Source organism: Pseudomonas putida (assembly GCF_004357765.1).
In the GTDB taxonomy this organism is placed as follows: Bacteria; Pseudomonadota; Gammaproteobacteria; order Pseudomonadales; family Pseudomonadaceae; genus Aquipseudomonas; species Aquipseudomonas putida_U.
Map to the genome: position 1 here is coordinate 61,868 of NZ_SMTE01000020.1, position 11,759 is coordinate 73,626.

An 11,759-nucleotide genomic window follows, 5' to 3' on the forward strand; every position below is an offset into this window, starting at 1 on the left:
GTATTAGGCGCCTGTGAGATCTAGCGCCGCCCGCGCGGCGCTCGATTTACGCACCACCTCAGCCTCCAAGACAAGCACCTAGTGGCGCTCATCAGCGACCCAAAAAAAGCCCCGCCAGTTCGCACTGGCGGGGCTTTTTCATTCAGCCGTGGCTATCAACCGTGATGAGGCTTGTGCTCATCGGCGGTTTCCAGCGCTGCCTGTTCGGCAGGCACAGCAGCGGCGGCAGCCTCGGCGGCTTTGGCGGCTGCCTCGGCTTCACGCTTGCGGCGGCGCACTTCACGTGGATCGTTCGGGGCGCGACCGTTAGGCAGCATCACGGTCGCGGCCTCGACCACTGCCGGTGCTTCGACCGGGGCGGGCTCGGCGGTGACAGGAGCGGCTTGTTCGACCACCGGGGCGGCTTCGGTAGCTGCTTCTGGCTGGGCCTCGACGACGGCGGCTGGCTGTTCGACCACCGGAGCCGCCTCAACGACGACTGGCGTCTGCTCGGCTTCAATGGGTTCCACAGCAGGTGCCTGCTCCGCGGTCTCTACCGGCGTTTCGGCGACCACTACCGGCAGGGCGGCAGGCGCTTGTTCGACGACTGGCTCTGGCGTGACCTCGACCACAGGTTCGCTACCGGCTTCGACCACGGCGACCGGCTCGCTGACCGGCTGCTCGACCACTGGCGCGATAGCCACTTCCTCGACCTTGGCAGCGGTTTCGGCAACCCCTTCAGCCTGCTCGACCGGCGGGGTGGCTTCGCTGTTGTCGGTGACCGCGGTGTCGGCAGTAGCGCGCTCGGCCTGCTGGTTGGCCTCGGCTTCGGCTTCGGCGCTGATGTTACTGGAAGCGACGGCTGCAGTGACGGCCACCCCGGCGGCCAGTTGAGCGCCAAGCTCGCTGGCCTGGTGCTGCTGTGGCTGCTCTTCGCTGCCTTCTTCCTCGCCACCCTCGATCAGCTCGCCGTTGGCATTACGCTGGCGCTCACGACGATTGCTGCGACGACGCTGGCCACGGGAGCGGCGACGTGGACGCTCGCCATCGGTGCCTTCCTGTTCGTCCTGCTGCAGTGCCTCTTCGTTCGGCAGCTGCTCCTCGGCCTGCTCTGCAGCCTGCTCGGCTGCACGTGGTTGGCGCTCTTCGCGAGGCGCTCGCGGTGCGCGTTCTTCACGTGGAGCACGCTCTTCACGCGGTGCGCGTTCTTCACGTGGAGCACGCTCTTCACGCGGTGCGCGTTCTTCACGTGGAGCACGCTCTTCGCGTGGAGCACGCTCTTCACGCGGTGCGCGTTCTTCGCGTGGAGCACGCTCTTCACGAGGTGCGCGTTCTTCGCGTGGAGCACGCTCTTCGCGCGGTGCGCGTTCTTCACGAGGTGCACGCTCTTCGCGGGCGGCTGGTGCAGCGTCCAGTGGCTCGCGCAGTTCGCGTACGCGCTCCTCACGGTTGCCACGGCGGTCTTCGCGTGGCTGGCGTGGGGCGCGCTCTTCACGAGGCGCTCGCTCTTCACGAGGTGCACGGTCTTCGCGAGGCTGACGCTCTTCGCGTGGTGCGCGTTCGGCGCGCTCTTCCCGCGGCTTGCGCTCGTCATCGCGACGGCCATTGCGATTGCGGCTCTGCTGGCGACCGTTGCGACGCTCCTCGTTACGCTGCGGGCGCTCGGTGGCAGGCTTCTCGGTAGTCACGGCCGGGGCGGCAACTGCGGGTTCGTCCTTGCCGGCGAACAGGCTCACCAGCGACTTCACCAGACCCTTGAACAGGCTCGGCTCGGGCGCGCTGGGGGCGGGGGTCGCGGCAGGCTGCTGCGGCTCCTCGGCGGCAGCCGGAACCGGGGCGTTGGCGCGCGCCGGGGCAGTCTTGACCGCCGCTTCCTGGCGCACCAGGGTGCGGGTGGCGGTCGGCTGCGGTGCTTCTTCGGCTTCGGCGGCGGCGATTTCGTAGCTGGACTGGTTGTTCAGCACTTCCGGGTTGTCGTCGCGCAGGCGCTGGACTTCGAAGTGCGGGGTTTCCAGGTGGTCGTTCGGCAGAATGATGATGCGTGCACGGGTGCGCAGTTCGATCTTGGTGATCGAGTTGCGCTTCTCGTTGAGCAGGAAGGCTGCCACCGGAATCGGTACCTGGGCGCGCACTTCGGCGGTGCGGTCCTTGAGGGCTTCTTCCTCGATCAGGCGCAGGATCGCCAGCGACAGCGACTCGACGTCACGGATGATGCCGGTGCCCGAGCAGCGTGGGCAGACGATGCCGCTGCTTTCGCCGAGCGATGGGCGCAGTCGCTGACGCGACATTTCCAGCAAACCGAAGCGCGAGATGCGGCCTACCTGGACGCGGGCGCGGTCGGCTTCGAGGCATTCGCGCACGCGCTCTTCGACGGCGCGCTGGTTCTTCGCCGGGGTCATGTCGATGAAGTCGATGACGATCAGGCCGCCGATGTCACGCAGGCGCAACTGGCGGGCGATTTCCTCGGCCGCTTCCAGGTTGGTCTGCAGGGCGGTTTCCTCGATGTCGCTACCCTTGGTGGCGCGCGCCGAGTTGATGTCGATGGATACCAAGGCCTCGGTCGGGTCGATCACGATCGAGCCACCGGACGGCAGGTCGACCACGCGCTGGAAGGCGGTTTCGATCTGGCTTTCGATCTGGAAGCGGTTGAACAGCGGGACGCTGTCTTCGTACAGCTTGACCTTGCTGGCGTACTGCGGCATCACCTGGCGGATGAAGGTCAGGGCTTCTTCCTGTGCGTCGATGCTGTCGATCAGCACTTCGCCGATGTCCTGACGCAGGTAGTCGCGGATGGCGCGGATGATGACGTTGCTTTCCTGGTAGATCAGGAACGGCGCGGCGCGGTCTTCGGAGGCTTCCTTGATGGCGCTCCACAGTTGCAGCAGGTAATCGAGATCCCACTGCATTTCTTCGCTGCTGCGGCCAAGGCCGGCAGTGCGCACGATCAGGCCCATGTCGCCGGGAACGGTCAGGCCGTTGAGCGCTTCACGCAGTTCGTTGCGCTCCTCGCCCTCGATGCGGCGGGAGATGCCGCCGGCGCGCGGGTTGTTCGGCATCAGTACCAGATAGCGACCGGCCAGGCTGATGAAGGTGGTCAGGGCGGCGCCTTTGTTGCCGCGCTCTTCCTTCTCGACCTGGACGATGACTTCCTGACCTTCGCTGAGCACGTCCTTGATGTTGACGCGGCCTTCCGGGGTCTTCTTGAAGTATTCGCGGGAGATTTCTTTCAGCGGCAGGAAGCCGTGACGTTCGGAACCGAAGTCGACGAAGGCGGCTTCGAGGCTGGGTTCGATGCGGGTGATCTTGCCTTTGTAGATGTTGGCCTTTTTCTGCTCACGGGCGCCGGACTCGATGTCCAGGTCGTACAGACGTTGGCCGTCCACCAGGGCTACACGCAACTCTTCGGGTTGAGTTGCGTTAATCAGCATTCTTTTCATGTTGTACCGTCGGTTTCCGGGCTGCCGGAAACGGCGTTCGGCACACACGACTTCTCAATGGTCGGTGCCAAGGTGCGCAAAGGATGGCCGGGCCACCCCCGTGTCTGGCGACGTTCGGCACCAGCCGGTTGCCCAGCCTGCCGTTGTCGCGACGACGCGTCCTGTTTGCTGCGGTGCCAACGAGGCCTTGTGCCAACTGATGCGATATCCGATCGATATCCGAATCAACTTGCCGGCCCCGTGCACTCAGTCAGGAGGAGGAATCAACCGTCAGCCGTGGACGCCCGGAGGCATCTTTTCAGGACCTTATCCGCTCGCCGGCAATGTCTTTGGGCCGGTGGCCGGACGCGGTGCTACACGGTCCGAGGGCTGTGCATCTCCACCCTGCACGTATCCCTGATAATTCGGGTGCTGCCGCGCGCTGAATCCGCAACGGGTTGCATTTTTCGCCAGCGCGCTACCGCGCTGACGCCATTCATGTCCAAGGCAGGTATTTCCGAAGCATTCGCCCGGGGTTGCGTGGAAGCATCGAGGCGGGGCAGAGGTACGGCGAAAAGAAGCGGGTAAGCAGGTGAAACACCGCACTTGTCGTTTTTTTTCGGTCTTCTCTACACGGCGCTGGTGGCGATTCCAGGCAATTCGGTAAACTGGCGAAAACCCCGTAGGACGGCCTCGCGTCCTGGAGAATTGCGTTGGTCAGGGGCCGGCCGAGGGCCTGGTTCCGCTGGCCTGCCGCTTTTGGCGGCGTTCGCGACTATAGCAGTAATGATTAAGTGCTTCAATTCCATAAAAAATTGTTATGATCCCGCCATGACGACCAATACCCCTCCGACTTCCGGCGTTCAGCTGATCGAAGTCGCGCCGGAGCTTGCCGGCCAACGCATCGACAATTTCCTCATCACGGCCCTCAAGGGTGTGCCCAAGACCCTGGTCTATCGCATCCTGCGCAAGGGCGAAGTCAGGGTCAACAAGGGCCGCATCAAACCCGAGTACAAACTGCAGGCAGGCGACATCGTGCGGGTGCCGCCCGTCCGTCTGCCCGAGCGCGACGAGCCGGCGCCGGTGGCCCAGGGGCTGCTGCAGCGCCTGGAGGCGGCTATCGTCTACGAAGACAAGGCGCTGATCGTGATGAACAAGCCCGCCGGCATCGCCGTGCATGGCGGCAGCGGCCTGAGCTTCGGCGTGATCGAGGCGCTGCGCCAGTTGCGTCCCGATGCCAAGGAGCTCGAGCTGGTGCACCGGCTCGATCGCGATACGTCCGGTCTGCTGATGATCGCCAAGAAGCGCAGCATGCTGCGCCACCTGCACGCCGCGTTGCGTGGCGATGGCGTCGACAAGCGCTACATGGCCCTGGTGCGTGGCCATTGGCCAACCTCGAAGAAGCAGGTCAACGCACCTCTGCTCAAGAGCAACTTGCGCTCCGGTGAGCGCATGGTCGAAGTCAACGACGAAGGCAAGGAGGCGTTGACGATGTTTCGCGTGCTGCGCCGCTTCGGCGAGTTCGCCACCATCGTCGAGGCGCGGCCTATCACGGGCCGTACCCATCAGATTCGCGTGCACACCCTGCATGCCGGGCACATGATCGCCGGTGACAGCAAGTACGGCGACGAAGATTTCAGTCGCGAGATCCGCGAACTGGGCGGCAAGCGCCTGTTCCTGCATGCCTATGCGCTGACCGTGCCGCTGCCCGATGGCGGCGAGCTCAAGCTCGAGGCTCCGGTGGACGAGGTCTGGGCCAAGACCGTGGAGCGTTTGAGTGCGACCTGATTACCAGCTGCTGATCTTCGATTGGGACGGGACCCTGGCCGACTCCATCGGTCGCATCGTCGAGGCGATGAACCTTGCCGCCGAGCGTGCCGGCGAGGCACCGAGTCGGGACGATGCTATCAAGGGCATCATCGGTCTGGCCTTGGGCGAGGCCATTTCGGTCTTGTACCCGCATCTGGATGCGCATCAGGTTGCGGTGTTCCGCCAACACTACGCTGATGTGTACATGGCCCTCGATCAGGAGCCCTCGCCACTGTTCGAAGGCGTGGCCGAGTCGCTGGAGGCCTTTCGTGTCGAGGGTTACCGCATGGCGGTTGCCACCGGCAAGGCGCGTCGCGGTCTGGATCGGGTGCTCAAGGCGCACGGTTGGGAGCGCTACTTCGATATTACCCGCGCAGCAGATGAAACCCGTGGTAAGCCGCACCCGTTGATGCTCGAGGAGATACTCCAGCACTGCCGGGTCGAACCTGGGCGGGCCCTGATGGTCGGAGATTCAGCATTCGACCTGCAGATGGCCAGCAATGCCGGCATGCATTCGGTCGCCGTCGGCTATGGTGCCATGTCGCTGCAGGCCCTGGCCGAGTTCGGTCCGCAGGTCTGCATCGAGCGCTTTTCCCAGCTACGCGAGTGGTTGGCCGGTTCCGCGCAATTCCCAATCCAAGGTAGGTGAGCATGACAGACGAGTGGAAAGCACCTGAGCCCGAGCCGGCAGAGCGCGAGGAGCGCAAAAGCTGGAAGCTGCTCGAAAAGACCCTTCTGGCGGGTATTCAAGAGCAGCGTCGCGCGCGGCGTTGGGGGATCTTCTTCAAACTGCTGACCTTCGTCTACCTGTTCGGCATCCTGGCGCTGTTCCTGCCGCTGACCGATATGGACAAGGCCGCATCGCGCAGCGCCAGCCACACGGCGCTGGTGGAGGTGCGAGGGGTGATTGCCGACCAGGAGGCGGCCAGCGCCGACAACATCATCAAGGGCCTGCGCGAAGCCTTCAAGGATCCCAAGACCAAGGCCGTGGTGTTGCGCATCAACAGTCCGGGCGGCAGCCCGGTGCAGGCCGGCTATGTGTATGACGAGATCCGCCGCCTGCGCGGCGAGCATCCGCAGATCAAGCTCTATGCGGTGATCACCGACCTGGGCGCGTCAGGTGCCTATTACATCGCCAGTGCGGCTGACGAGATCTATGCCGACAAGGCCAGTCTGGTCGGCTCGATCGGCGTCACGGCGGCTGGCTACGGGTTCGTCGGTGCCATGGAGAAGCTGGGTGTCGAGCGGCGGGCGTACACATCGGGTGAGCACAAGGCGTTTCTTGATCCGTTCTCCCCGGAGAAACCCGAGGAAACCAAGTTCTGGCAAGGTGTGCTGGATACCACTCATCAGCAGTTCATCGCCATGGTCAAGCAAGGGCGTGGCGAGCGCCTGAAGGACAAAGAGCATCCGGAGCTGTTCAGTGGCCTGATCTGGTCGGGTGAGCAGGCCCAGGCGCTGGGGCTGGTGGATGGCTTGGGGAGTGCCAGTTACGTGGCGCGCGATATCGTCGGTGAGAAGGAGTTGGTGGACTTTACCGTCCAGGAGTCGCCGTTCGATCGATTCTCCAAGCGTATCGGGGCCAGTGTCGCAGAGCATCTGGCCATGTGGATGGGCTTCCAGGGGCCGCAGTTGCGGTGATTCTCGGGGGCGTTTGAGGGCGGTGGTGGCTCTGAGATCGAGCGCCGCCCTCTGTCTCCCGACGTGCTACGGGATCACCACCCCCTCCTGGGTCAGCATATCCACCAGCCGAATCAGTGGCAGCCCGATCAAACTGGTCGCATCCGGCCCGTGGGTGCTTTGAAATAAACTCACTCCCAACCCTTCCGCCTTGAAACTCCCCGCGCAATCGAGTGGCTGCTCCGCCGTCACGTAGCGCTCCACGCGCTCGCGGTCCAGTTCGCGCATGTTCACGGTGAACGGCACGCAGTCCACCTGGCAGCGCCCGGTGCTGCTGTTGAGCAATGCCAGCCCGGTCAGGAACGTGACCTGCTGTCCGCTGGCTTCGAGCAATTGCTCGCAGGCGCGCTCGAAGGTGTGTGGCTTGCCCAGCACTTGTTCGCCCAGCACCGCGACCTGGTCCGAGCCTATGATCAGGTGCCCTGGATAGTCCGCCGCCAACGCCTCGGCCTTGGCCTTGGCGAGTCGTCGCACCAAGTCGACAGCTGGTTCCTCATCCAGGCGTCTTTCGTCTATATCGGGGCTTGCCCAGATGAAGGGCAGGCGCAGGCGGGTCAGCAGTTCGCGCCGGTAGGTAGAGCTCGAAGCCAGTAACAGGGGAAGCATGATAGACTCCTGGTCGGATGAGCCCGATTCTAACATGCGCGATGCCGCCGAATTTCCTTTGACAGGGACGGGGGGCATCCCTAGAATGCTGCGCCTATGTTGAATGACCCGATTCCACCTCACGTTGACCCGCGCAAATTAGCTGATCGTGGCGTAACCATCACTGGTTCGCTGCAACTCGCTGATTTGGAAAGACTCTGCGACCCGCTTTCCGACGATGTCGGTACGGTGCAGGCGAAGTTCGATTTTGAACGAGACGAACAGCACGTCGTGGTTATCCACAGCGAACTGGACGTTGAGGTCAAGATGGTTTGCCAGCGTTGTCTTGAGCTGGTCACCCTGCCGATCCACAGCGAATGCACATACGCCGTGGTGAAAGAGGGTGCGAATACCCAGTCGTTGCCGAAAGGCTATGACGTGCTGGAACTGGGCGAAGATCCTTTGGATCTGCAGGCATTGGTCGAGGAGGAGCTGTTGCTCGCCTTGCCTATCGTGCCTGCTCATCATCCGGAAGAATGCCAGCAGCCGGCGGGCGCAGACGAGCCCGAATCGAGCAAGGACGAGGTATCGCGGTCCAACCCGTTCAGTGTTTTGGCGCAGTTAAAGCGTGACCCAAACGTTTAGGAGTTAATCAATTATGGCTGTTCAGCAGAACAAAAAATCCCGCTCTGCCCGTGACATGCGCCGTTCCCACGACGCCCTGTCGGAAAACGCGCTGTCGGTAGAAAAAACCACCGGTGAAGTCCACCTGCGCCACCACGTTTCGCCAGAAGGCGTATACCGTGGTCGCAAAGTGATCGACAAGGGCGCTGACGAGTAATCCTTGTCCGCTCAGATCATCGCGATCGACGCAATGGGCGGGGACTTCGGTCCCCGCAGCATTGTCCAGGCTAGCATTGCCTGCCTTTCGGCTACACCCTCGTTGCACCTGACCCTCGTCGGTCAACCCTCCCTCCTTGAAGAGCTTGTCGGCGGCCTTGCGGCTGCGGATCGCGCGCGCCTGCAGATCGTGCCGGCCAACGAGGTGATCGGCATGGACGAGCGGCCTTCTCAGGCGTTGCGCGGCAAACCGGATTCGTCGATGCGCATCGCCCTGGAACTGGTGCGTGACGGCAAGGCCCAGGCCTGCGTCAGTGCCGGCAATACCGGGGCGCTGATGGCGCTTTCGCGGTTCGTCCTCAAGACCCTGCCGGGTATCGATCGTCCGGCCATGGTCGCCGCTATCCCGACCCAGACGGGGTACTGCCAGTTGCTGGACTTGGGCGCCAATGTCGATTGCAGCGCCGAGAACCTCTATCAGTTCGCCGTCATGGGGTCGGTGGCCGCCCAGGCCTTGGGTATCCACCGGCCACGGGTGGCGCTGCTCAACATCGGTACCGAGGACATCAAGGGCAACCAGCAGGTCAAGCTGGCCGCCAGCTTGTTGCAGGGCGCGCGTGGGTTGAACTACGTCGGTTTCGTCGAGGGAGATGGGTTGTACCGTGGCGAAGCGGACGTGGTGGTGTGCGACGGTTTCGTCGGCAACATCCTGCTCAAGTCCAGCGAAGGGTTGGCGACCATGATCGGGGCGCGCATCGAGCAGCTGTTCAAAGGTGGCGCTCTATCACGTCTGGCTGGGGTGGTGGCGATGCCGTTGCTCAAACGCTTGCAGGCCGACCTGGCGCCGGCACGGCATAATGGCGCGAGCTTCCTCGGGCTGCAGGGTATCGTGATCAAGAGTCATGGCTCTGCGGGCGTGCAGGGATTCCAGAGTGCGATCCATCGGGCGCTGATCGAGATCCAGGAAAACCTGCCGCAGCGCCTGCACGGGCGGCTCGAGGATTTGTTGCCTTAGTGTTTGTATCTGTCGCATCTGCGCGTACAAAGGCCTTAGGCATATCGGTCGCGAGATGCTTAAATGTGACCGCTTGGTCCGCGTCTCCATCCAAGCTAACAGATTCCGCGCCTGGCCCTAGGCCTGGCGCACTCTATTCGACGACAAGATCATAAGGGCTTGTTCAATGTCTGCATCCCTCGCATTCGTCTTCCCCGGTCAAGGTTCCCAGTCGCTGGGCATGCTCGCCGAACTCGGTGCTGAAAAGCCGGTGATCATCGAGACCTTCAAGGAAGCTTCCGAGGCTCTGGGCTACGACCTGTGGCAATTGGTCCAGCAGGGTCCGGAGGAACAACTCAACCAAACCGACAAGACTCAGCCGGCAATCCTCACTGCGTCCATCGCACTGTGGCGTCTGTGGCTGGAGGAGGGCGGCGCTCGTCCGGCCTTCGTGTCCGGCCACAGCCTGGGTGAATACAGCGCTCTCGTCGCTGCCGGCAGCATCAGCCTGAAAGACGCGGTGCGCCTGGTGGAGCGCCGTGGTCAACTGATGCAGGAAGCGGTACCGGCCGGTCATGGTGCCATGGCCGCGATTCTGGGTCTGGACGACGCCGTGGTGGTGGACATCTGTGCCGAAGCGGCTGAAGACGAAGTGGTCAGTGCGGTGAACTTCAACTCGCCAGGCCAGGTGGTCATCGCCGGTAACAAGGCTGCGGTCGATCGCGCCATCGAACTGTGCAAGGCCAAGGGTGCCAAGCGTGCCTTGCCCCTGGCAGTCAGCGTGCCGTCGCACTGCGCACTGATGAAGCCGGCTGCCGAGCGCTTCGCCGAGGCGGTCAATGCCATCGAGTGGAAGGCGCCGCAGATCCCGGTGGTGCAGAACGTTACCGCCGCCATCGCCGCAGACCTCGACGCGCTCAAGCATGACCTGCTGGCGCAGCTGTACCAGCCGGTACGTTGGGTGGAATGCGTGCAAACCTTGGCCGCCAATGGCGCGGTCAACCTGGTCGAGTGCGGTCCAGGCAAGGTCCTGGCGGGCCTCAACAAGCGTTGCGCCGACGGTGTGACCACCTACAACCTCAATACCCCCGACGCCGTCGCCGCCACCCGTGCGGCGCTGGCCTGAATTTGGAGAAGCTTGCATGAGCCTGCAAGGTAAAGTAGCACTGGTCACCGGCGCCAGCCGTGGCATCGGCCAGGCCATCGCCCTCGAGTTGGGCCGTCAGGGCGCGATCGTGATCGGTACCGCCACGTCCGCTTCGGGCGCCGAGCGTATTGCCGCCACCCTCAAGGAGCACGGCATCCAGGGCACCGGCATGGAACTCAACGTGACCAGCGACGAGTCCGTCAGCGCTGTGCTCGGGGCCATCGGCGAGCAGTTCGGCGCTCCAGCGATCCTGGTCAACAATGCCGGTATCACCCGTGACAACCTCATGCTGCGGATGAAAGACGACGAGTGGTTCGATGTCGTCGACACCAACCTGAACAGCCTTTACCGTCTGTCCAAGGGCGTGTTGCGTGGCATGACCAAGGCGCGTTGGGGTCGTATCATCAGCATCGGTTCGGTCGTCGGTGCCATGGGCAACGTCGGCCAGGTCAACTACGCTGCCGCCAAGGCAGGCCTGGAAGGCTTCAGTCGCGCCCTGGCGCGTGAGGTCGGCTCGCGCAACATCACCGTCAACTCGGTAACCCCGGGCTTCATCGATACCGACATGACCCGTGAGCTGCCAGAAGCGCAGCGCGAGGCCCTGCAGACCCAGATTCCGCTGGGCCGCCTGGGTCAGGCCGAGGAAATCGCTAAGGTGGTCTCCTTCCTGGCATCCGACGGCGCAGCCTACGTCACCGGCGCTACAGTACCGGTGAACGGCGGTATGTACATGTAACAACGCAAGTCAATGTGACGGATTGGGTAAAAAAAGAGTCATACTCCGAGCCTAAAATCCGTTATAAAGCTGCAACCAGATTCCAGGCAGAGGGTCGGGTGGTCCGTTGGAAGGTGCGTTCTGCTTGAAAAGCGAATGTCTTTCTATAAAATTGGTCACCGGCCAGCTGCCTGACATATGTCCATTAGGAGTGAAAACTAGGTATGAGCACCATCGAAGAACGCGTCAAGAAAATCGTCGCCGAGCAACTGGGCGTCAAGGAAGAAGAAGTGACTGCTGAGAAGTCCTTCGTCGATGACCTGGGTGCCGATTCGCTTGACACCGTTGAGCTGGTGATGGCTCTGGAAGAGGAATTCGAGACCGAAATTCCTGACGAAGAAGCCGAGAAGATCACTACCGTTCAAGCTGCCATCGACTACGTCAAAAGCCACCAGGCCTAAGACGCTGTAGTCGACGCTTCTTGTCGAGAAGAACCGCACTGCCTTTGCCGGCGTGCGGTTTTTTCTTTGCCAGCCCCACGTTTCGGTGCACAGGTTATGCGGGCACCGAGAGCCTGTTGCCATTTCATTCCTT

General features: G+C 62.8%; 11 protein-coding genes. 9 read left to right on the forward strand and 2 right to left on the reverse strand.

Features of this window, described 5'->3' with window-relative positions; all coding sequences use genetic code 11:
* Window positions 1-155: 155 nt before the first annotated feature.
* On the reverse strand, window positions 156-3,416 hold the full coding sequence (gene rne, locus E2H86_RS23995; RefSeq protein WP_133331999.1) for a ribonuclease E: 3,261 nt from the start codon (window positions 3,414-3,416) through the stop codon (window positions 156-158).
* An 810-nt stretch (window positions 3,417-4,226) separates the two neighbouring features.
* On the opposite strand from rne, the gene rluC reads away from it, so the two are divergent.
* The 3 genes from rluC to E2H86_RS24015 are packed head-to-tail and all read left to right on the forward strand — an operon-like array spanning window position 4,227 to window position 6,845.
* On the forward strand, window positions 4,227-5,183 hold the full coding sequence (gene rluC / locus E2H86_RS24005) for a 23S rRNA pseudouridine(955/2504/2580) synthase RluC (RefSeq protein ID WP_133332000.1): 957 nt from the start codon (window positions 4,227-4,229) through the stop codon (window positions 5,181-5,183).
* Window positions 5,173-5,853 carry an HAD family hydrolase gene (locus E2H86_RS24010; protein WP_133332001.1) on the forward strand — a complete coding sequence of 227 codons (681 nt, stop codon included), beginning with the start codon at window positions 5,173-5,175 and terminating at the stop codon, window positions 5,851-5,853. The genes rluC and E2H86_RS24010 overlap by 11 nt, the downstream gene beginning before the upstream one ends.
* A 2-nt stretch (window positions 5,854-5,855) precedes the next feature.
* The gene (locus tag E2H86_RS24015) at window positions 5,856-6,845 is read left to right on the forward strand and encodes a S49 family peptidase (RefSeq protein WP_133332002.1); all 990 of its coding nucleotides are present in this window, start codon (window positions 5,856-5,858) and stop codon (window positions 6,843-6,845) included.
* A 66-nt stretch (window positions 6,846-6,911) separates the two neighbouring features.
* On the opposite strand, the gene E2H86_RS24020 is transcribed toward E2H86_RS24015, so the two are convergent.
* The gene (locus tag E2H86_RS24020) at window positions 6,912-7,490 is read right to left on the reverse strand and encodes a Maf family protein (protein ID WP_133332003.1); all 579 of its coding nucleotides are present in this window, start codon (window positions 7,488-7,490) and stop codon (window positions 6,912-6,914) included.
* Window positions 7,491-7,586: 96 nt separating this feature from the next.
* Between E2H86_RS24020 and E2H86_RS24025 the strand changes: the two genes are divergently transcribed.
* The 6 genes from E2H86_RS24025 to acpP all read left to right on the forward strand — a co-directional run bounded on the left by E2H86_RS24025 (window position 7,587) and on the right by acpP (window position 11,626).
* Window positions 7,587-8,114: a YceD family protein gene (locus E2H86_RS24025; RefSeq protein ID WP_133332004.1), complete on the forward strand. Its 528-nt coding sequence runs from the start codon at window positions 7,587-7,589 to the stop codon at window positions 8,112-8,114.
* Window positions 8,115-8,127: 13 nt separating this feature from the next.
* Window positions 8,128-8,310, forward strand: coding sequence for a 50S ribosomal protein L32 (gene rpmF, locus E2H86_RS24030; RefSeq protein WP_010223221.1), 183 nt, complete (start codon window positions 8,128-8,130; stop codon window positions 8,308-8,310).
* 3 nt (window positions 8,311-8,313) lie between these two features.
* Window positions 8,314-9,324 carry a phosphate acyltransferase PlsX gene (plsX, locus tag E2H86_RS24035; protein ID WP_133332005.1) on the forward strand — a complete coding sequence of 337 codons (1,011 nt, stop codon included), beginning with the start codon at window positions 8,314-8,316 and terminating at the stop codon, window positions 9,322-9,324.
* A 166-nt stretch (window positions 9,325-9,490) separates the two neighbouring features.
* Complete coding sequence (fabD, locus tag E2H86_RS24040; RefSeq protein WP_133332006.1) at window positions 9,491-10,429, forward strand: ACP S-malonyltransferase; 939 nt, start codon at window positions 9,491-9,493, stop codon at window positions 10,427-10,429.
* A gap of 16 nt (window positions 10,430-10,445) precedes the next feature.
* Window positions 10,446-11,186: a 3-oxoacyl-ACP reductase FabG gene (gene fabG, locus E2H86_RS24045; RefSeq protein ID WP_133332007.1), complete on the forward strand. Its 741-nt coding sequence runs from the start codon at window positions 10,446-10,448 to the stop codon at window positions 11,184-11,186.
* A 203-nt stretch (window positions 11,187-11,389) separates the two neighbouring features.
* Window positions 11,390-11,626: an acyl carrier protein gene (gene acpP / locus E2H86_RS24050; protein WP_043214413.1), complete on the forward strand. Its 237-nt coding sequence runs from the start codon at window positions 11,390-11,392 to the stop codon at window positions 11,624-11,626.
* Window positions 11,627-11,759: the final 133 nt, after the last annotated feature.